Annotated in this window: 20 protein-coding genes and 1 tRNA gene; 12 read left to right on the top strand and 9 right to left on the bottom strand. The window is 36.6% G+C overall.

Translation table 11 applies throughout. The features are described from left to right. Nucleotides 1-90: 90 nt before the first annotated feature. Together ACMAWV_RS03610 and ACMAWV_RS03615 are read left to right on the top strand one after the other, a co-directional pair. A complete protein-coding gene (locus ACMAWV_RS03610) occupies nucleotides 91-987 on the top strand; it encodes a YihY/virulence factor BrkB family protein (RefSeq protein WP_412462978.1) in 897 nt (298 codons plus the stop codon). Further along, nucleotides 984-2,414: a hypothetical protein gene (locus ACMAWV_RS03615; RefSeq protein WP_412469926.1), complete on the top strand. Its 1,431-nt coding sequence runs from the start codon at nucleotides 984-986 to the stop codon at nucleotides 2,412-2,414. Before ACMAWV_RS03610 ends, ACMAWV_RS03615 begins: the two co-directional genes overlap by 4 nt. Here the strand turns inward: ACMAWV_RS03615 and ACMAWV_RS03620 are convergent. The 4 genes from ACMAWV_RS03620 to ACMAWV_RS03635 are packed head-to-tail and all read right to left on the bottom strand — an operon-like array spanning nucleotide 2,407 to nucleotide 8,571. After that, nucleotides 2,407-3,255 carry a class II glutamine amidotransferase gene (locus ACMAWV_RS03620; protein WP_392990823.1) on the bottom strand — a complete coding sequence of 283 codons (849 nt, stop codon included), beginning with the start codon at nucleotides 3,253-3,255 and terminating at the stop codon, nucleotides 2,407-2,409. The two genes, ACMAWV_RS03615 and ACMAWV_RS03620, sit on opposite strands and share 8 nt — an antisense overlap. A gap of 32 nt (nucleotides 3,256-3,287) precedes the next feature. Then, nucleotides 3,288-3,896 carry a TetR/AcrR family transcriptional regulator gene (locus ACMAWV_RS03625; RefSeq protein ID WP_103218975.1) on the bottom strand — a complete coding sequence of 203 codons (609 nt, stop codon included), beginning with the start codon at nucleotides 3,894-3,896 and terminating at the stop codon, nucleotides 3,288-3,290. Then, nucleotides 3,896-7,090, bottom strand: a complete 3,195-nt coding sequence (locus ACMAWV_RS03630; RefSeq protein ID WP_412462976.1) for an efflux RND transporter permease subunit — start codon at nucleotides 7,088-7,090, stop codon at nucleotides 3,896-3,898. Before ACMAWV_RS03630 ends, ACMAWV_RS03625 begins: the two co-directional genes overlap by 1 nt. Continuing rightward, nucleotides 7,087-8,571 carry a TolC family protein gene (locus ACMAWV_RS03635; protein WP_392990827.1) on the bottom strand — a complete coding sequence of 495 codons (1,485 nt, stop codon included), beginning with the start codon at nucleotides 8,569-8,571 and terminating at the stop codon, nucleotides 7,087-7,089. The genes ACMAWV_RS03630 and ACMAWV_RS03635 overlap by 4 nt, the downstream gene beginning before the upstream one ends. 392 nt (nucleotides 8,572-8,963) lie before the next feature. Here ACMAWV_RS03635 and ACMAWV_RS03640 point away from each other — a divergent pair, with 392 nt between their 5' ends. From ACMAWV_RS03640 to ACMAWV_RS03660, 5 genes are all read left to right on the top strand, one after another. After that, nucleotides 8,964-9,482 (top strand): YkgJ family cysteine cluster protein, encoded by a 519-nt coding sequence (locus ACMAWV_RS03640; protein WP_412462975.1) that lies wholly within the window; start codon nucleotides 8,964-8,966, stop codon nucleotides 9,480-9,482. A 12-nt stretch (nucleotides 9,483-9,494) separates the two neighbouring features. Then, complete coding sequence (locus tag ACMAWV_RS03645) at nucleotides 9,495-10,133, top strand: class I SAM-dependent methyltransferase (RefSeq protein WP_103218979.1); 639 nt, start codon at nucleotides 9,495-9,497, stop codon at nucleotides 10,131-10,133. Continuing rightward, nucleotides 10,133-10,465: an arsenate reductase family protein gene (locus ACMAWV_RS03650; protein ID WP_233189733.1), complete on the top strand. Its 333-nt coding sequence runs from the start codon at nucleotides 10,133-10,135 to the stop codon at nucleotides 10,463-10,465. The genes ACMAWV_RS03645 and ACMAWV_RS03650 overlap by 1 nt, the downstream gene beginning before the upstream one ends. Nucleotides 10,466-10,468: 3 nt before the next feature. Continuing rightward, nucleotides 10,469-11,200 (top strand): tRNA-uridine aminocarboxypropyltransferase, encoded by a 732-nt coding sequence (locus ACMAWV_RS03655; protein ID WP_103218981.1) that lies wholly within the window; start codon nucleotides 10,469-10,471, stop codon nucleotides 11,198-11,200. 127 nt (nucleotides 11,201-11,327) lie between these two features. Next, complete coding sequence (locus ACMAWV_RS03660; RefSeq protein WP_412469925.1) at nucleotides 11,328-13,634, top strand: hypothetical protein; 2,307 nt, start codon at nucleotides 11,328-11,330, stop codon at nucleotides 13,632-13,634. 2 nt (nucleotides 13,635-13,636) lie between these two features. Here ACMAWV_RS03660 and ACMAWV_RS03665 read toward each other — a convergent pair whose 3' ends face one another. The 3 genes from ACMAWV_RS03665 to ACMAWV_RS03675 form a co-directional block, all read right to left on the bottom strand. After that, nucleotides 13,637-14,008, bottom strand: a complete 372-nt coding sequence (locus tag ACMAWV_RS03665) for a hypothetical protein (protein WP_412469924.1) — start codon at nucleotides 14,006-14,008, stop codon at nucleotides 13,637-13,639. Between the two features lie 82 nt (nucleotides 14,009-14,090). Further along, nucleotides 14,091-14,729, bottom strand: a complete 639-nt coding sequence (locus ACMAWV_RS03670) for a hypothetical protein (RefSeq protein WP_412462973.1) — start codon at nucleotides 14,727-14,729, stop codon at nucleotides 14,091-14,093. Nucleotides 14,730-14,748: 19 nt separating this feature from the next. Then, nucleotides 14,749-14,825 (bottom strand) — tRNA-Arg (locus ACMAWV_RS03675). A 115-nt stretch (nucleotides 14,826-14,940) separates the two neighbouring features. Between ACMAWV_RS03675 and rsgA the strand changes: the two genes are divergently transcribed. From rsgA to ACMAWV_RS03700, 5 genes are all read left to right on the top strand, one after another. Further along, nucleotides 14,941-15,927, top strand: coding sequence for a ribosome small subunit-dependent GTPase A (gene rsgA, locus ACMAWV_RS03680; protein WP_103218985.1), 987 nt, complete (start codon nucleotides 14,941-14,943; stop codon nucleotides 15,925-15,927). A gap of 133 nt (nucleotides 15,928-16,060) precedes the next feature. Then, the gene (locus ACMAWV_RS03685) at nucleotides 16,061-16,522 is read left to right on the top strand and encodes a PilZ domain-containing protein (RefSeq protein ID WP_103218986.1); all 462 of its coding nucleotides are present in this window, start codon (nucleotides 16,061-16,063) and stop codon (nucleotides 16,520-16,522) included. 45 nt (nucleotides 16,523-16,567) lie between these two features. Beyond that, nucleotides 16,568-17,656, top strand: a complete 1,089-nt coding sequence (locus tag ACMAWV_RS03690; protein WP_392990836.1) for a hypothetical protein — start codon at nucleotides 16,568-16,570, stop codon at nucleotides 17,654-17,656. A gap of 19 nt (nucleotides 17,657-17,675) precedes the next feature. Then, complete coding sequence (locus ACMAWV_RS03695) at nucleotides 17,676-18,419, top strand: hypothetical protein (protein ID WP_103218988.1); 744 nt, start codon at nucleotides 17,676-17,678, stop codon at nucleotides 18,417-18,419. 9 nt (nucleotides 18,420-18,428) lie between these two features. Next, nucleotides 18,429-18,965: a peptidylprolyl isomerase gene (locus tag ACMAWV_RS03700; RefSeq protein ID WP_103218989.1), complete on the top strand. Its 537-nt coding sequence runs from the start codon at nucleotides 18,429-18,431 to the stop codon at nucleotides 18,963-18,965. 19 nt (nucleotides 18,966-18,984) lie between these two features. Here ACMAWV_RS03700 and recJ read toward each other — a convergent pair whose 3' ends face one another. Together recJ and ACMAWV_RS03710 are read right to left on the bottom strand one after the other, a co-directional pair. Beyond that, complete coding sequence (gene recJ, locus ACMAWV_RS03705; protein ID WP_412469923.1) at nucleotides 18,985-20,706, bottom strand: single-stranded-DNA-specific exonuclease RecJ; 1,722 nt, start codon at nucleotides 20,704-20,706, stop codon at nucleotides 18,985-18,987. A 46-nt stretch (nucleotides 20,707-20,752) separates the two neighbouring features. Next, nucleotides 20,753-20,998, bottom strand: a complete 246-nt coding sequence (locus ACMAWV_RS03710; protein WP_021265840.1) for a hypothetical protein — start codon at nucleotides 20,996-20,998, stop codon at nucleotides 20,753-20,755. Nucleotides 20,999-21,017: the final 19 nt, after the last annotated feature.

The raw sequence follows: 21,017 nt of genomic DNA on the forward strand, positions 1-21,017 counted from the left end.
GATTTATAACCGATGAATATATATAGGAATCGATGAAAAGAAGAGAAAGGGAGTCAGGTATTCGTACCTGAATAGCAAATGAAAAAATATATGAACGCCGTTAGGCTCGATCCTGACAAAATTGAAAAAGACTTTCTTGAATTTTGTAAGACATTCGTACTTCGCTTAATTGCCTCAATTTTTTTATTTAAAAAGAGAAAAGGAGAAGTACTGGCCGGTGCAACAACTTTCTTTACGATCTTAAGTTTTGGCCCGGCGATCATGATTCTTATCTCAATTATTGGTGCTTATCTAGGTGATAGTGATACGGCAAAAGAACATATCATTTCAATGATCTTTTCAAATTTTCCACAAATTGATACTTCTGTCTTAAATGCTATTAAGCATCTAGTAGAAGAGCAGGTAAAGGGCTCATTTGTGGACTGGCATCAGCTTGGTCTTTGGTTCTTTGCTTGTTTAGGTATTAGTACTTCATTTATTTTTGGAATTAATACTCTTTCAAAAGTGGATATTGACGGGGGAATGATTCAAGATGATCTAAGATCTGCTATTTTTGGTGTTGTCTTAGCTCTCTTTTTTCTAATCGTTTCATTTTTGATGGAAAAGAATGTGATTGTTGGTTTGTTATCAAATGTAACAAAACACTCAAATGAACTTTATTATCTTATTGAATTACTCTTGTTACCATTTACAATTACAACCTTTGCTCTTGTATATAAGGTCTCAGCACAAATCAAGGTTAGCTATAAAGATGCGCTCTGTGGTGCATGCGTATTTGTTATGTGCTTCTTCATCGGCAAATCGACTTATTGGGTTTATCTTAAGTATTTTAAAGATGATTTAGTTAGTGACTACGGAAGTTTTTATAACCTACTCGTAGCAATGATTTGGGTTTATTATATTATATGTTCCTTCTATTTAGGGGCCTGTTATACTTATGTGCCTAAGATTAAGATTTTCGATGGCAAGAAAAGAGGTAAGCGTTGATTAAAGAAGATGTCATTCTATTGATGTGCCATGAAATATGTGAGGATTTACATATTGATAAGGTACTTCGAAAGAATTTCTTTGCTTATTTCTATTCATGGTCTTTTAGCTCCTATAATCAAGTTGAAAAAATTATTAATGAAATTGATGAAGATCAATCCTTTTACAATCGATGGAAAAGCTCATTCAAATATATCAATGCTAAGTTTACTTATGAGGAAAAGAAGCAGATTTTCTTTCGCCTTTTTGACGTATTTAGTACGAAGATTAGAAATAAGAAAGCGCCAAATGTATTACGTGAAGCTTATGAACATCTAGAGATTAAAGAAGAAGATCTTGAATATATCAGAGATGGATTTTATCGTACCCATTACTTTAATAGAGCAGGACTTAGAGATTACTCAAATGCCTTATTGTTCTCATTAATGATCTCATATTCTAATGATGGTGTTTTGGATCAAGCTGAATTTGAAAGCCTTCGAAATATTTTACGTCATATTAGTGGACACATGCCAAAGGTTCCAATCCATTCATTTGATATTAAGAATGTTTTGGCAGTAAATGCATATTCTAAAGATGAAATTCTAAAGATGCGTAATGAAGTCATTGCCGCTGTAAAGTCTGATGGCGAAGTAAATAAAAGGGAAATTGCAGCTGTTAAATCAGTTATTAAGAAGATGCATCTTGGTGAGTTTCACGACGATAGCTGGAAAGTTGTCTCTCCATTTATTTCTTTGATTGTCCTTCTCGCAGATCACGAATTAACTGAAAAAGAAGAAGAGTGGTTTTTTGATAACTACGATGCGAACTTCGTCGTTAATAATATAGAACAGGTATTTTGGCTCTTTAGTGTCCTTATTCAAGTACCAACTGTCTTTAAGAAAAATCGTAAATTTATACGTAAAATATGGCACGAAGAGAAACCGCTTTACGATATGGCCAATATGCTATTTCTAACTTTTGCGAAACACTTCTTAAGATTAGATGAGAATAGACTGACAACTTTTTCTGATTTTATTAAATCTGGAAGAAAAAAAGGGATTGTTGAGGGTATCGATGAAATCTTATCAGGTAAGGTCGTAGAAGAAGAGATTCTTCTGATAATTAATCTTGTTTTAAATGATCGTTATGACCTTGAAAAAATCAATGGCTTTTTAAATAAGAAGTACATTGAAAGGGTTTTCAAAGGTATTAAGAAAGAAGATTCAAAGCTTAAGTATCTCGCAATTTGTCATATCTTATTTGCTGATGAAGCTATTGATGGGAATGAGTACAAGGCCCTTTGGGAAGCATTTGCTACATCGCGATTAAACCCTCAGATGCTCCAATCTGTTATTTATGATTACTCGATCAGTAGAATGAAGGTATATAAAATGGATGATTACCATGAGTACTTAAACTCGGGGAAATTCTATCGAGCTATCTAAGGCTTTTGTTAAATAATCTCATTTTAAAATCTACACCCATAATTTCCATAGGCTTAAGATCAATCCAAATATTGTCACCAGATAGTGGCTCACTTGAAAAGATTAGATGGTTTACAAAACCTGTCTTAGTTGGTGCCTCACATTCTGGGGAAAAACTACTACAGGTATCTCGATCGAGACATTTATTCTTATATGTAGAATAGTAAAGCTTTTTACCACCATTAAAGGCAAGCATAAGGTTTCCATTTGTTAAGATAAATGAAATGAAGTTATCTGTTGGTGGAGCTTTTGGATCAAAGTTCAATTCGCCAATAATTTCAATAAGCTCATCAATTGCACTGTTGATAATATTTGTGACAAATTCGATATCAATTTCTTCTTCACTTAAGTTGATCTCTTTTGAGATCTTTGAAAGGAGAAAGTAGAAGAGAACCTCACTGTCAGTTGTCCCTAAAATAAATTTTTGAAAATACTCTGGGATATGTGAAAGAATCTTGTCACGACACTCATCAAAATTTTTAATATTTCCATTGTGTGCGAAGGTCCAATGCCCATATTGAAATGGGTGAGTGTTAAGAATATTAGTCTCTCCAATGGTGGCCTTTCGAATATGTCCAAGTACGGTTTGTGATGAAACTACACCAGAAACCTTTTTGAAGATCTTATCTTCGAGTGCAGCACAAGTAGATTTGATAATATGTGGTGAGTTTCTTACATAGTAGGCAACGCCCCAACCATGTGGGTGTTCTCGACTTTGTACCTCAAGGGCATTGTCAGCCTGAACAAGGCTTTGGTGAACTTGACTTAATATAACTGATCTAAATCCAAATAATCGACACATAGAAAAAATTCCTTCTATGTGTCTGATCGGATTTATCTAATAAAATTTAAAGTTGAACGAACATTTCTTTTAATAGACTCAATTTTTTCCTCTTCAGAGAAATTGCAGACCTTTTCTTTCATGAGTTTGATAAAAGAAGACTGGGCAACAAGAGAGATAATGATGATATTATGCATGATATTTCTAGCGGCCCAGATGAGCTTTTCTTCATCACCAGAATAATTAATTTCTTTCTGAATCAGTTCCATTAAAACATGTGTCCCAGGAGGCCCCATTGGTTCCTCTAGGCATGTTGGAGGCATAATTGCTTCATCCAGTGGAAGTGTATTCATAAGAAAGAGTTTCATGGAATTAAAGAAAGTATTACTTTCATCCATGAAGTATTTGTAGATTTCAATGGCCAGGTCTTCAGTTGAAGAAATCTGTCCTTTGATCTCGTCTAGCTTATCACGCATACGTAAAACGTTTTCATTTAATACTTCTGCATAAAGTCCAGCTTTTGATTTAAAGTGGTAATTTATTGCAGAAACATTCGCATCTGCTTCCTTTGCAATGTCACGAATTGAAGTATTATCATAACCGCGGTCGGCAAAAAGCCGACTCGCAGTTGCTAAAATTAAATCTCTAGTTGTCTTGCTCATTATACTTCTACCTCTTTCGTCTCTACGATCTCAGTAGGAGCTTCTTCATTATTTGATTGAGCTGTGTTTCCTTTCTTGAAAATCTTATTCGAAATTCTATCCGTAAACTCAACAAAGTCTTCAATAATTGCGTAAGCACATGGAATGAAGATAAGAGTCATAATTGTTCCCGAAGTTAGCCCCCATGCCATCGACATCGTCATTGGAACAAGCATGGCATCTGAACCACCAATTCCGTAAGCTGTCGGTAATAGTCCCGATACAGTCGTAAGAGAAGTAACAAGTACAGCTCTCAAACGTAAGCCAGAAGCTTTAACAAGAATTTCATTTAAACTAAGTTTTCCTTCTGCTCTTAACTCATCAATGAAGCTGATTAGAACAATACCTGAGTTTACGATAATCCCAGCTAGACCAATAATACCAATTAAGGCAAGGAAGCTGATTGGACGTGAACGATCAGGGTAACCACTAAGGATTGGCGTCGCAAAGGCAATTGAGAAACCAATAAATCCAAGAGGGATTGTCATCATAATGATCATTGGACGAAGAAAACTCTTAAACAGGAATACAAGAATTGCAAAAATAGCAATAATTGCAAGGACACCTGCTTGAGCGAGTGACTCCAGTGATTCTTTCGTACTTTCTGCGGCACCACCAAAGCGTAGTGAAACACCTGGATATTTAGCTGAAACCTTATCAAAGATCTGCTTTAGCTTGATATTTGCCATTGCAGATGTCGCATTAATATTATCAACAGAGCCAATTAGTGTTTTAGACCTTTTGAAGTCATAACGCTTAACATTTGGAGTACCATTCTCTTTACGAATTTTGGCAAATGACTTTAGTGGAATAAGGTTTCCACGATTATCCATAACTTGAATGTTAAGAATATCATTTGGTTTACCTCTAAGTGCTTTCTTAAAGCGTACTTCAAGGTCTACATCCTTATTATCTAATGTTACAGTACTTGCAATACTTCCTGCGATAGCTGCTCTAATGGCCGTACCAATTTGAGAAGCTGATACACCTAGCTGATCTGCACGAACATAGTCGATATCTACGTAAACTTCTTCATCACCGTATACATCATCAGTTTTTAGATCAAGAATTCCATCGATCTTTCCTAGCTCTCCTGAAATCTCACCAATGATTGCATCAAGTTGATCAAAACTATTTGCTCTGAATGTACCTTGAATATCTTCACCAACAGGTGGACCGTTAACTTGAGATTCAAATGTTAATGACTTAAGTCCTTCAACTTTAATTTCACGAAGTTTCTTAAGCATCTGCGTTTCAGCAATATTAAATTTTGCATAATCATTTACGTAAATGAATAGTAGACCTACGTTATTACCTTCTTTATCTTTTGGATCAGAGAAACCAATAGCAGCTTTCCCCGAGAAACCAACGATATGCTTAGCTTGGTCACCGATCTTTTCTTTGATCTTACGACTTACTTCAAGCATATATTCTTCTGTCTTCTCAACAGGAGTTCCTCTTTTAGCTTCAAAGCGAGAAAGGTAAATTTCTGTTTGATCTGCTGGGAAGAGAATAAATTTATTACCAACGGCCATGAAAACAAGTGAGCCGATAATAATAGTTGTAAAGAAAAATGCTGAAATATAGCGGTGTCTAATCGCGATAGTCATTAACGATTCAAACTTTGCTTGAAACTTAGTAAACCAGTCTGCTTTCTTTTCTGTACCAGTCTTCTTTGCTGAACCTGAGTACTTTGCAAGTCTCATTGGAAGTAAGAAGAATGATTCAACTAATGAAAGAATCAGAGAAACAGTTACGATGATTGGAATCGCCATAATAAATTGTCCCATGATCCCTTTCGTTACTAGCATTGGGATGAAGGCCGCAATCGTTGTCATCGCTGTTCCCGTAATTGGAAGCCAAAGAGACTTAACACTTGAAAGGGCTGCTTCTTTAGCACTATATCCTTCTTCATTCATTAGACGAGTGAAGTTTTCACTGATAACAACACTGTTATCAACAAGCATACCTAGAGCAATAACTAGCGCTAGAACTGTCATCGCATTTAGTGTCAGTCCATAATCTGGCATAAACCCAAGAGTACCGAATACAGCAAGTGGTAGAGACATACTTGCTAGAAGTCCAATACGTCCAGGAAGGAAAATAAATAAGAAGAAGATTACAAGCAGTAGACCTGAAACTGCGTTGGAAGCTAGTACTTCAAGTTTGTTAACAACTTTTAATTCTTCGTTGTTGTATACATAGAACTTGTACTCAGGATAGCGTTTTTCAAACTTCTCCATATGAGCTTTAATCTCTTCAACCATCGCGATTGTGTCTTCACCTGATTTTTTAGAGATTGTGATAAGAGTCGCTTCTTCACCATTGTATGAAGTGATTACTTTCTTTTCTTCTTTTCCATCGATTACTTGAGCAACATCTTCTAAAAAGATATTTGCCCCAGAAAAGTTCGAACGAATAAGAATATTTTTAAGCTCTTCAACATTTCTAACTTTTGCTTCAATACGAACAAGTTTTTGGTCATTGTCAGTTTTAAGTGTACCACCTGGAACGTTCACATTTCTAAGACGTAGTTTATTTAAAACCTCGTCGATACCAATGTGTTGTCTTTCAAGTTTTTGAAGATCAAGAATGATTTCAAATTTTCTCTTTGCAAAGCCATCAAGTGTTACGCCTTTTACGGCCTTGATATCTTCAATATCTTCTTTAAGAATATCTGCTACTTCATCTCTTTCTCTGACGTTGTTTGGTCCAACAAGAGCAATTTGATAAACTGGAATTTCATCCGAAGCAATTTCTTGGAAGAGCGGTGCATCTTGTAGATCTTGTGGAAGATCAGATACACGATCGACTGCCTTTTGTAGATCACTCATTACATCATCAACACTGTCAACATTATCCATATCAACGCGGATGATAATTTTAGATAAACCTGCTTGAGAAGTTGACTTAACGTCTTTTACTCCAGAAACAGTTCTAATTTCATCTTCAATCGGTTTTGTAATTTTAATTTCAATATCATTTGCTGAAGCACCATCATAAATTGTCGTTACGACTGCTGTAGCAAAGGAAACTGTTGGGTATGATTCTGATGTCATTTTGTTTAATCCCATTAATCCATAGATTAAAAGGAAAAACGTAACAACGATCGTAAACTTATGATTCTCTATAAAGAATTTTGATAATTGATTCATAGCTTAACTCTTCTATTTAACTTACACGGTGTTTGGTTGAAAACTGTGAAGTAATTGATAATAGTTTCTATTACTTGATACTTTGTACTAACTTCATCAAGATTTGAGTTTAAAAGTTGGTTCTCATCGATCAAGAGGTCTTGTGATGTAACACGGGCCTGTTTAAACTTTCTCTTAGAGTCTTTTAATGTTTCTCTTAGGTGAACTTCATTTCTTTTTTGAGCTCTAATAACATTTTGTAGTGTTAGTACTGATCGAAGTGTTTGTGCATGGAACGCATCGAGCTTTCCTTTCACTTCTTGTGCTTGAGCAAGGTTTTGACGTTTGATAATTTTGTCTTGAATCTCTCTTGTCTTATCCTTTTCTCCACCAATCGGCATAGTCCATTGAATACCAACTGAAAAACGATTATCTCCATTGTCAGTCATTTCTTGAAAACTATTTGAGTAACTATACTCTTTTCCAACAACTTCAAATTGAGTCGTTAGTTTTAGATCCGATTTGTCGTAGTTATTATTAACTTTTTGAGAAAGTTCTAAATCTTTTTGAAGTAGTCCAAGAACTTCATCATATTCAGTATACTCAAGTGGTAGGGAAGACGAGTGTTGAGCAATAGTTTGAGTACAACCCATAACTTCTTCAACCGTACTATCAAGATCATAAGATTCTAATTGTACTGTCTTACCACCTAGCTTTTCAGGAAAGAGAGACTTAAGTGTTTTAAGTAATTCATTTCTTTCAAACTCAAGTAGATATAGCTGGCCATTACGAGCTTCAACCTGAGAGCTAATACGTGAAAGATCACCTTTGTCAGCGATATTACTGCGGTATCTCTTCTTTGTGTCTTTTTCTAGCTCTTTTGTTGTTTTTAGAAGTGCCTTAGCAATCTTAGTTGATTCGTTATTTGCTACAATTTTCCAATATAGCTTTCTTACTTCCTGAATAAATGCATGTGAAGAAATTGTTCTTTGTCTCTTTGCAATCTCTTCTTGAACCATAAGGCTTGCGTCCTGTGCTCTTGAAGTTGAACCTAGGAAATCCTTGTAGATATCTAAAGCTAAGAATGCACCTGCAGAAGAAGTCGTTCCATCTTTTACGAAATTATTTGAGTATTGATTTGCATTAACCAAGACTCCGTAAGAAAGACCGTATTTAGAATTCTTACTTAATTTCATTTGAAAATCTGCTAGTGGAGAGGTTACCGGAATAAACTGTGCAAAAGATTTCTCTTTCGTTTCTTGATAATTAGCTTGAGCATCTAATTTGAAACCAAAGTTTTCATCATACTTTGCTCTTTCTTGTTTCTTGGCAAGTTCCTCTAATGAGATCCTTAATTGATTAAAGTTTTCTTCCTCGGCCCAGGCAATGAGCTTATCCTCACTGAGCAGGACAGGAAGGGAATTGGCCCAACTAAATGAAGTGCCAGTAATCAGTACCATGAGGACTGAGAAGTTGAGTCCGTGGCGTAAGTACTCTTTCATAATAAAATTACTCCCTTATATATTCAAACAATTGTTTGATTCAAACGCTTGTTTGAAATTTACTATAAATTGGTTTAACTGCCAAACACTTTTATGGCCGAACATTTTCACTTTATAAATGAACATTGTTGCCTAGCGATAAGCTTAAGTTGAGCTTTAGAATATAATAGTGATAGAGAGTTAGCCGTGACCAGGAGGTCGAGCTGAATTATCCGCAAAGAGCACTTGAAACTTTTAAGAAATACTCACAATTAAATGAGTTTAGAGAGTTTTATATTTCTGTCTATAAGCGCCTACAAAAGAGGGCTGGCCCTATTGAGAGGGTTCAGCTTTCTCATGAAATCATTGATCATTATACGAATGAAGCTAAGTCAGATCCTGTTGCCGCAGCAATGATTTCTTGTCGGAAGGGTTGCTCTGCCTGTTGCCATACTCAAGTATCCGTAAATAAAGATGAGGCGGAGCTGTTGGCCACGCGAATTTTGGAAGATGGAATAAGGGTTGATGTTGAATTACTGGCGATCCAATATGCTGCTGGAAATGATTCTGCTGCTTGGTTTTCAATTCCTTATAAGCAAAGGGGCTGTGTATTCTTAGATGATAAGGGTACTTGCCGTGTTTACTCAGATCGACCTAGTGTGTGTCGCACGAATTATGTCATAAGTGATGCAAAACATTGTGATACATCAAATGGTGAGTTTGCTACGATTAGAATCCTCAAGACTAGTAAGGCCGATTTTGTAACGATGGCGGCTTTTAATCTCAGTTCGCAAGGTGGCGCATTACCTCAAATGCTTGTTGAGTCTCTAAATAAATTAGGGGAACAAAAATTATCTAAATCAATGAAGAAGAACTTCAAGAAGAATAGCTTTAAAAGGCTAAAAGAGCTTTTCATTAGTGGTGCGATGTAATAAAAATATTTCATGCACTGTCCATTATGTCATAGTAACTCAATTCATTTATACGCGAATACTTTAGGTAGTGATTATTTTGAATGTAAGAATTGTTCTTACGTTTTTAAAGATCGTTCTAAATTGCTTAATAGTGAAATTGAAAAATCTCGCTACGATACTCATGAAAATAATTGTGAAGATCAAGGATATATTGATTTCTTGAATCGATTAATCCTGCCTTTAAGTGAAAGATTATCTGAAAATAGTCGTGGATTAGACTTTGGCTGTGGACCAGGGCCTACGATTTCTAAAGAAATGAAAAAGCGTGGGCATCATGTTGAAGACTACGACATTTACTATGCAAATAGACCTGAGCTTTTGGAAAAACAGTACGACTTTGTTACTTCTACAGAAGTGTGGGAGCATTTCTATGAGCCAGCAAAAGATATTAAGAAGTGCTGGGATCTTGTAAAACCAGGTGGCCACTTAGGAGTGATGACTTACTTTATCCCTGAAGAAAAAGAGAAGTTCTCTAACTGGTGGTATCTACGTGACGAGACTCATGTTGGTTTTTACAACGAAGAAGTCTTTCGATATATTGCTAAGGAACTTGGGGCGAGCTTAGAGATTTTAAGTCGCCAGGTTGTTATTCTAAAAAAGGATTTATGATGAAAGTTTACGGAATAAAAAATTGCGATACTGTAAAAAAAGCTCTTAAGTACCTTGATGCAAAGGGTGTATCGTACGAGTTTATTGATTATAAAAAAACACCACCAACAAAAGATGATTTAAAGAGATGGGATGAAGCTTTTGGAGAGCTTCCTGCTAATAAGCGTGGACCAACTTTTAGAAAAATTAAAGAAGAATTTGAAGGAGCAACAAAGGCAAAGCAAATTTCTCTTCTTGTTGAAAATTCATCTGCAATAAAAAGACCTATTCTAGAAAAAGGTAAGAAAACTCTAAGAGGATTCTCACAGGAAGAGTGGGATCAGTTATTCTAATATATGCTTAAAGATTTAAAAGACACAAATTCATATCGCATAAAGTGTATGGGCTGTTCAAGGCCCAAAACACTTTGTGTATGTAGCCTTATCAAAACATCTCAAATTCGCTCTAAGATTGTCATTCTTATTCATCCAATGGAAGCAAAGAAAGAGAAGCTGGGTACAGGTCGTATAACTCATACTGGATTAGCTAATAGTGAACTAATCATGGGGATTGATTTTACTAATGATAAGAAGGTGAATGATCTTTTAAGTGATGAAAGATATTATCCAATGGTTCTCTATCCAGGTGAAGATGCTCTTAATATTTCTGCACCTTCAAACAAAGACATTGAATTACTAAAGAATAAAATTCCTTTGATCTTTGTGATCGATGGGACTTGGCCATGTGCTAAGAAAATGATGAAGCTTTCAACAAATATCAATGAGCTTCCTCGAATTTCTTTTTCTTCTGATAAGGAATCAGCATTCCTCATTAAGCACCAGCCTCATAAGCAAGCACTTTCAACTGTTGAGTCTGTACACGTCCTAGTGAAAGAATTAGGTAAGTATGGAGTCGAGGAGCTTGATGGTAATGAGGATACGATGATTGATGCCTTTAAGGTTATGGTTCAAAAACAAATCGATATTGCCTCAGATCCTAATGTTCCCACTTATCGTGGACGTAAGATGGACAAGCAGAGGGTCGCTCTTGTGAGAGAGAAGAAAAACCGTTCATTTATTCTCAAATAACTCAATTTTTTGGCATTCCTAATCTTAGCTAAGTGGCTAATATTAAAGAGAATGCACTTAAGTTCCCGCTTTTTTAGGAACTCTTAAGGCCCTATAATAAAATATAAATTATTAAAGAGGGATTCTTATGAGAAGCTTAAACGTACTCAATAAATTATTAACGGCGACCATCATCTTCACGATGATTAATCTCAATATTGCAATTGATATCGAGCAAGCGCGCTTTAATATCACGGGCCAACAGGCGATGGCACAAAGTACACTTCCGAAAGAAGATCGTTCGATGTCAGGTGATGGGTCATTCAAATTAAAGAATGCACAAGAATCAGATAACGATAGTATGGCCCGCAAGCGTCAGCAAAATAGTGGGACCTATACGAAAGAAGAAGCAAGCGGTGGACTTGGAATTTTCAACAATCAACTTTTTGCTCCTCTTATTATGCTTACGATTGCATTCTTAGTTTCAAAAATCTGGTTATTCTTTAAACCAAGTAAGCCTTATGATGTTTATGCTGCTGCTTTAGGTGCAGGTATTTTATTAGTGAATGAACTAATGAGTGCCTTCAAACAAAATACTTCTCTTAAAGACCGAAAAGATCGAATTGAATATGAAGGACTTGATGAAGATGGACAAGTTGATGTTTCACAAAAACAAATGCTTGAAGAAGAGAAAGCGGCCCTAGAGGAAATCAAGGGGACAGCAGAAGATAAGTCAAAATATCAAAAAGCAGCTGCTGCGGCATTTGCTGTAGCATCTGGTATTGCATTTGTTCAAGGGAATGGAGAATTAGTTCAAGCACAGGCATGTGCTGCTGCTGTCAATGCGAGAGCTAAAACAATTATGGCCCTAGAAGGTGGTGCAGCTGCGTGTTTTAACACAACAGCGGCAGGTGCTAAAGCTCCGATGACTGCATGTGAAGCGACGGCCGTAACAACAGAGAATATTGAAGCCTTAAAATTACAACCAGGTGAATCAGCTACTCAGTACACTCTTTTAACTGAGCTAATTACGGTTAAAGAATCAAGTAAGCAGACATGTACATTGGGTGGAGACACATACGCAGCAACTCAAATAAAAGAATGTGAGGCCAAGATTAAGGCAACGACAAAAGCTGCCGCAGCGACTGGTCCTGGTGCAGCAGCGGCTGCAGCTCTTCTTGTTAAGTTAAATGCTGCTTATGCTACGATTCAAACAGCAAATGGAGCACTTGTAGGAACAAAAGCAACTCTTGAGTCAGCTTGTTTAATGCATACAAAAGAGACGGTAAAGAACTCAGGTCAATCGAAAGGGATTGATAAGGTATCAGAAGCTAAACCAAGCGCAAAAGCAGGTTTCTACGCATCTCTTCTTTCCCTATTAATTAGTAAAGCTCAAGCCGGTAACTATGGAAGTCTAATTGGTGCCCTTGGTGGATTAATTGCTGCTTATAAATTACCTGTAGGTACTGCAATGGATACGTTTATGCTTTCAAGTATAAAAAGAGGGACTCTTTGGATTGCAATGAGTGGTACTTCTCTAGCTTCAGCAAAAGCAATGGAGAGTGAAGCGGATGCGATACAAAAGAATATTGATAAGATCGATGCTATCTTAGCAAAGTTTAGATCTGCTGATTCTGTGACTAGTGCTCAAGCAAAGACTCTACAAAAGAAAACGACAATGCTAAGTGCTTATACTCCTCAGCAAATTGGTGAACAAGTTGAATGTATTGGTGGTCTTCCAAAAATCGCGACTAATAACGGTTCAAAGGCGTGTCCAAACGCTAAAAAGTATATTGTAAGTGGAACAGATAAGTTAAATGCTGCTGGATTTAGTATGCCTGATAGCTTAGTGGGATCACTTGTAAATGCTGCAAACGGTATTCAAGATACTTCATCTGTTTCTCCAACTACGCAAGAGGCTTTTGATGCTCTTGGTTCATCTGCAAACGCTCTAAATAAGAAAGCAAATGCAGTTATGAAGAAAACACTAGAGCGTGCACAGAAGGCGAATAAGAAGAAGCCTGTTGCTAAGAACTTATTAGCTTCTTTTGGAAGAAAGTTTGGAGGCTTAAATAAGAGAGCAGGTGGAACAGGTGGCCTGATGTCTGCACTTCCATATCTTTCTCAACCAAACCAAGGTTCTAACTTTGGTAATGATGATGAAGAGGAAGAGCTACAAGATGGGCTAGCAGTTGATGCAAAAGGTGGGAAAGGTCTTGATGCAGCTGGCGCGGCCAATAATGGTGGTTTTAAATTTGACTTTGGAGAGGGAGCTGCAGATCAATATGCGCTTCAGAAGAATTCTGAATTTGCTGCCAATGCTGATGCCGTTGCTGCAATGGAAGAAGATGGTGAAGGTGAAATTATTGAAGATTCAAATGTCGATATTTGGCAGGCAATCTCTGTTCGTTATAAGAAAACAGCTTACGATAGATTATTAAAGCGAATTGAATAAGGCTAGAGGTCAATTTTTTTGATTCGCTTATCAATACCTAGATTTTTCTTACGATATTCTTCACCGAATTTCTTTGGACAATCGACTTCCTGATAAGAAAACAATTTCGTATCTTGGAAAAAGTAATGTGGTTTCTTTCCTTCATAAAACCATTGGGAATGAGACCACGAACTTACTTTGATTTCTGCTTCTTTACTCTTTTGATTAATAACGACATCATCCACTCTATAGATTGAGCTTGGAGAACGATTTGTTCCTGTGTAGCGATTATCTAATACCTCTACACACGTATCAACATCATATGCCACATGATAGCTAGGTGAGCACGAAATAAAGAAAGAAATTGAAAGTAATGCTAGAGTGATTCGTTTCATGCACTACTTATCGTCAGCTCATGAAAATTCCTTTAACTGTCAAAGTTTCAATTAAGTAAATTTAATGGTTTAGACGATTAAATTAATTTAAATATCTTAAAAAGACACCCAGACCTAAATAAAAAGTGAAGTGAAACCCTAGCGATAGCAGATAGCCGCGATAGAAATATGAAATAAGATAGGCAAAGAGCACTCCTCCTGCAATTGACGGCAAGATAAAGTACAAGGCCTTAAGTCCAAATACATAGAATAGAGGCAGGTGGATTACTGCAAAGAATATCCCAAAATATTTTACACTATCTCTTCGATTATAGAATTTTAGATAATGTTCAATGAGAATATTGATTAGTAATTGCTGAAAAATAATATCTGCTGATTTTGAAACAAAAACATTCCAACTAAAAAGTGGAAAGATTATTTTCGAATTAATGATTTCAAATTTCTTAATAATTGAAATTGGAAAGATGTAATTAATTGAAAGCGCCATGGCCAAGAAGACTATGATTACTAGCAAGTAAGACTTTACGTGATCTTTCGAGATTTGAATTGAATTCGTTAAGTAATTGAAGATCAGGGCACTTGCAATGAAGAATGCCGAAGTGGCGGCCCAACCTGAATCATAGTCAATTCCATATGGTTTAAAGACTAGATTAATAATACCCATGATTAGGATCCAAAAGCATCCCACGATAATAGTAAATTTAAGAGATTGTTGTTTCATAGAAAGTCGTCGAAATAAATGGCGCACTCGTCAGGATTCGAACCTGAGACCGTTCGCTTAGAAGGCGAATGCTCTATCCAGCTGAGCTACGAGTGCGTACAGTGACTTTGTGTTCAGTTAAAATAATGGCACTCGCCACATTTGTCAATATAAGATGTAAAAATGTTGAAGAGATGGTAAAGTTTATAGAAAGTTTACACAGTGGAATTCTATGTCAGATAACGTATTAAAAGCTAAAATCATTCGCTCTCACCAGCGCGACTTCGATTGTCTCATCGATGAAACAAAGGAAGTAGTGAAGGCGACGGCACTTGGTAATCTCCTAAAAAAAGGAGAAACTCTAGTTGTTGGCGATAATGTTTGTTTAGATACGATAGCTGAAACTGGTGAATATATCATCAAGGAGGCCATGCCTCGTAAAAATGAGATCTTTAGAATTCTAGTCAGAACGTCAAAAAGAAAAGTTACTGCGGCCAATTGTGACTACTTGGTTATTGTTTCATCCGCTGCTAAGCCAAGATTTAAACGAGGAATTATCGATCGCTTTCTTGTGCGTGCTTTTCAGTGGGGTGTTGAGCCGATTATTGTTTTCAATAAGATGGATGGCTATGACCCAGAAGAATTTGATATTCAATATGAAATCCTGCGTTTGAAAGAGCTTGGTGTGAAGTATTTCGAGATTTGCGCCCTTGATAAGGACTATGAGACTCAATATCTTAAAGGTGGGATGAGTGAGTTTAAAGAGGCCCTAAAGGGGAAGACGGCCCTTTTTGTTGGCCAGTCAGGTGTTGGGAAATCACAAACGATTTCTTGTTTATCAGATGGCGAAGTTGAGCTAAAGACTAAGCAGGTTGGAAAAGTTGGAAAGGGTTCACATACGACTACTTGGTCTGAGATTGTGGATCTTGGGGACTTCTACCTTATTGATTCTCCAGGAATTCGATCATTTTCACTAGATGATATTGACCCAGATGATCTAATGGAGCTATTCCCTGATTTGGAAGAGATTGCTCGTCACTGCCAATATTCAAATTGTAATCATGAGCCAGAGAACCGAGGTTGTGCATTTTTTAGCGAAGAGTACGATCCTGAAACTGAAGAGGGTTTGATGGTTCACTCTAGGCTTGAAACTTATCAACTGATTCACTCAGAGATTTCTTCGACACCATTTTGGCAGAAAAAGAAAAAATATCGATAAGTATCTAAATTTATTTAGTTTTTAACATTTGGACCTTCTTGCCTAGCGCAAGTTTTATCTCTTATTTACCTCATGATTTATGCCTTTTTGACGATAAGTCAGACAGCAAAAATATCTGTAATAAGGGGTAATAATGTCTGATAACAAAGTAATCAACTTCCAAGCAAAGAGAGAAGAGAATATCGAGAAGAAGCGTAGAAGCTTTGAGCGTATTTGCTTTAATAACTTTATGGGAGCTTACTCGGTAATTGAGTCAGATGGTTATTCTTATGCAATCAATATGGTTGATATCTCTCATGATGGACTTTCTTTCAATGTTCCGTGGACAGATAAAACAGATGCAAAGCTAAAAGAAGGGGATGAGCTAAAGCTTAAATTCTATTTTACAAAAGGATCATATATCCCTGTTATCGTTAAAATTCGTCACAGCGCACTAACTCAAGGTGCTGACGGTGTCACTTATATGCAATATGGTTGTGAGTTCGATAAATCGATGCACTCGTTCAAGGCCATGGAGCAATTCATCAACTTTATTTATGCATTTTCTGAGTATTCAGTAGTGGATAATGGAGAGATGAAATCTCTTTTTATTTAATGGTATCTAATTGTCATTAAGCCTTTAAGCTTATAAGATCGGGCCATGAAAATCGCGATTTTAGGTAGTGATAAGAAGGCCCTTGCCGCTTATCGTTTTTTTGAAGACTTAGGTGTCCACGTTAAAATTATTGGTCAAATTCCAACAGACTCGCAAGCAGAGTTTAGGGAAATCGCCCACCGTAATGTGGAAGTGATTCGCGTTCATAAGCGCTTTTTATCGCCGAACTCTGTCTTGGAGAGTCGCTCTCGTATGGCCGATACTTTTCGCGTCGTTTTTAAGGTAAATGCTACAACTGAAATTGAACGCCAAAAATTAGAAAACCCTGAAGTTTTTGAAAAGCTTGGTAAAGATGTTCTTGAATCATTAAAAAATTCGATTGAATCTTTTGAAGACTTTGATTTTATCTGTTACTCAAATGAGTTAACAATAGCAAATCCTATGGGTGCAGCTCAAGTTCATGCTCTTAATGAGCTTGCCCTTGCCGATGATGAAAGAATCACTTATCACAATGAACACCATGCTAGTCTTGAAGATATTAAAGCGACAAGAAATCTATGCTTAGTTGGAACTGGTATTGAGAATCTAAGGCTTCTAAGTCTAATAAAAGAAGATTATCTAAATGATCTAACAAAAACACTCCAGCTAATCACTGCTGAAGAAGTTCCTTTCGGGAATCTAACTTCAGCTCAGGTTAAAGAATATAAAGATGAAATTTCTCAATTTAGTGACCTTTTAGCAAAGGATCGCCAGCAATTTGACGAAGAGAAGAGAGAGTTTGAAGAAAAGATTATGCAGTGGAGATCTCTTGAGCCTCATATTAAGGCCAAAACTCCTACACCGGCTGAACCAAAGCCTAGGCTAATGATTTATAATAGTGCAGTCGTTTCTTCTGTTGATAAGCTTTTAGATCGTAAGGGTCTATTTGTTACGATTGAAGGCAGTGACCTACTTGGTGGAGCTGAACAGCTTAAGACTCTTGCTTGTGATCGAATTTGTGTTGATCAGGGTGTAAGTGTTGAGTCTAGTAAAGTTAGGGGCCTAGCAATGGATGAAGAAGGCTTCTATCCTCTTCATGCAATGACGTTAGATGAAATTAAAGAAAATATGTTAAGATATTTCTCTAAGCAATAATTAAAAGATAGGTTTTATATTGAGATTACTTTATATCGTATTCATATTAACACTTCTTTCTTGTACCACGACTGTTGATCGTGAGTATAAAAGAGTGCAAACAGATGAATACTATCGTGACTCGGGTGCTGCCGTTTATATGCTTCCAATTCTTCCTGAATGGAGAAACTTTTCAGGAGAAGGACAATGTAAACGCACAAGAGATATGAGATACTTAAATATTTTGAATCTAATGGATAGTTTCTCAATAGATCATCAAAGCGCTTCGCAAATACAATTTGCCTTTAATCGTATGTACTCTGAACGTGCGCATAATATGGAGAGAAGCCCAACTCTTAAAGAAGTTGAGCAAATCTTTTTTAGCGCTAATGATTTTGTAACGGCCACTGGTGGCTATATCAAGCTTCCAAAATTTAATCGAGTTAATATCATTTGGTTTGATAGCTATCGTGAGAATTTAGATCAGTTAAAAAAATTAATGTCCTCAAAATCAATGCTAGAAGGAAGACCTGTATTTGTCTCCCTGTGCCTGAATGATATTGAAGTGAAGGCTTCTTTAAAAGAAGCTAATGTAAATTTTGAAGGTGCCTACTTTGTCGATTATCGCTATCTAACTTACTATACGCCTAAGGGAGAGTTATCTTCAGAGGAAAGTTTTTATTTAGATCAATACTTAAGCGCAAGTGTAAAAGTACGCCGTGTTTATTCTCATAAGAAACGCCCGAATTTTATTAAGGGACGCTTTAAATATATAAATTATTAAGGAGTAATTATGTTCGGTTTTGGAACTAAGAAAGATGCCCACAAAGAGGATCTTGATCGTCTATACGCAAACTTTGAAACTAATATGGGAAATTTCAAAGTAGAGCTTTACGCAAAAGAATGTCCAGAAACAGTATGGAACTTTGCTAACCTTATTGAAGGGAGACAAAAGACTCCTGCAAAAGAAGGTCCTTACTATGATGGTCTAATTTTCCACAGAGTTATTTCTGGTTTCGTTATTCAAGGTGGATGTCCAGATGGGACAGGAATGGGTGGTCCAGGTTATAAATTCGAAGACGAATGTCGCTCAGACCTTCGCCACGATAGTGCAGGGATTCTTTCTATGGCAAATGCTGGCCCTGGAACAAATGGTTCTCAATTCTTCATCACTCTTGGTGCAACTCCACACTTAGATGGACGCCATACAGTGTTTGGTAAAGTTATCGAAGGTATGGATGTTGTTGAGAAGATCGGTGAGGTTCGCACTGGTATGCATGACCGTCCAATGCAAGATGTAGTTATGGAAAAAGTGACTATTGAAAGATAATTAGATACGGACCTTAACTCTAGTTAAGGTCCACTCTTTCAACCATTAGCTGAATATACTTATTTCCATTGAAGTAGTTTAGAGCAAGTGTGAAGTAGACATCAATTTCAACACTTGGATCATTTTGGCGCTCATAAATTTCGTTCGGTGTAAGAGCTCCCCACTTAGACATATAATTAAAACTAATCCCTTTAAGATTAATTTTCTGATTTGTTATTGATGTAAAATTCCATCTAACGTGTACATCTTTTAGAAGATCAAAACTTTTAAGCTTTGCACCTTTTAATTTAAAGATTGGTTTTGCATTTCCCATTCCAAAAGGCTCAAGCGCATCTAGCCCTCTAAGAAGATTTGGATCAATTTCATCTGGAGTTATCTCAAGATCATAAAAATCTTGTACCGTTCTTTGGATCAAGGGAATTTCTTTTAACATTGCATTCATCGAAGTTTTAAATTTTTCCAGATTTTCAACTGGCATTGAAAGCCCTGCGGCCGCCTTGTGGCCTCCAAATTTTAAGAACAGATCGCGATGCTCATTAAGTAGGTGATAAATATCGAGATCACCTGCAGACCTTGCTGATGCTTTAATCACACCTTCATCTTCGGCATCACTGAAAACAATGGCCGGAACTTTAAATGTTTCAACAAGCTTTGAAGCAACAATTCCGATAACACCTTCATGAAAGTGAGGAGCATAGACAATTGCAATGTCTAGTTCGCCATCTCTTTTAAGTTCGTCTATGACTTGTTCTTTTGCCTCTTCAAAGACTTCTTTTTGAATGGCCTTACGTTCTGTATTACAGTTAACAAGCTGGTGATAGTACTCACGTGCTTCGTTATAGTCTTTTGAGATTAAAAGTTTTAATGCTACTTCTGGGTGGTCTAATCGCCCTTTAGAGTTGATTAACGGGCCAACATTGAAAGATAGTTTTTCGCTTGGAATAATATCTTTTCCACGATCTGTTGGATCAAAGAAAGCCTTAATTCCTTCATATTGAGTGTTCTTAATAAGTCTCATTCCATGACGAACAAGTTTTAAGTTCATTGGACTTAGTGGTGCAAGGTCACAAATTGTACCAATCGCTACGTATTGAAGTAGATCATATACTGAAGGGATATCTTGTCCACGGGCCAAGAGCTTCTTTCTAATTTCAACACAAATCGCAAATGCTACACCAACACCAGCAAGTGGTTTCATGTCTGAATCTGCTGGCTCGTCTCGGCGCGAAGGATTTACAACAGCGATCGCTTCTGGCATTGTTTCGCGTCCATCTTTGTGGTGGTCGGTGATAATTAATTTTAGACCTTTCTCTTTTGCATAAGCGGCTTGCTCAACGTTTGAGATTCCACAGTCGACTGTGATCATTAAATCGATACCTTCTTCTATTGCACGATCAATTGAACAATTATGAAGTCCATAACCTTCAACAAAACGGGAAGGTTGAATGAGGTCTACTTCGAGATTTAGCTTTTGAAAAAATTGATAGAAGAGAGCACAAGAAGTCGTCCCATCAACATCATAATCACCATAAATGGCAATTTTCTCATTATTATCAATAGCTTTAATTATTTCATCTGCGGCAACATCAATATCAATGAGTGCTCCAAAGTTTGGTAGGGAATTCAGATCCCAAGATAGGAATTCTTGAATCTCTTGAGGTCCCATCTCTCTTTTAGCAAAGAGCCTTTGAACGACTGGATGTAAATTAAAATTCTGAGTAGCGTGTGTAGTGTTCTCCATAAGAGAACGATATCACGTTGGAACTTGATCGAGAATTAATAAAGTCTTACCAAAGTACAGTAATGCCTTTGATAATATCTTCTTCGTGCAGCTCGTTAACATCTGAAAACAATAGCTTAAAGTCTGAAGAGTTCTTTGCATGGACTTTATCAAAGTATTTTGTTGGTAAGAATGACTTTTTACAACTCTGACATTTTTGAACTTCAGTTGCGGTATCGTGCACATGGCCACAAACATGACATTTCTTGATAATTCTTTTCTTCGCAACTTCCATATTTATTTCTTTCATCATTCTAACCTTAATTCCTTTA

Source organism: Halobacteriovorax sp. RT-1-1, from assembly GCF_047085455.1.
GTDB lineage: Bacteria > Bdellovibrionota > Bacteriovoracia > Bacteriovoracales > Bacteriovoracaceae > Halobacteriovorax_A.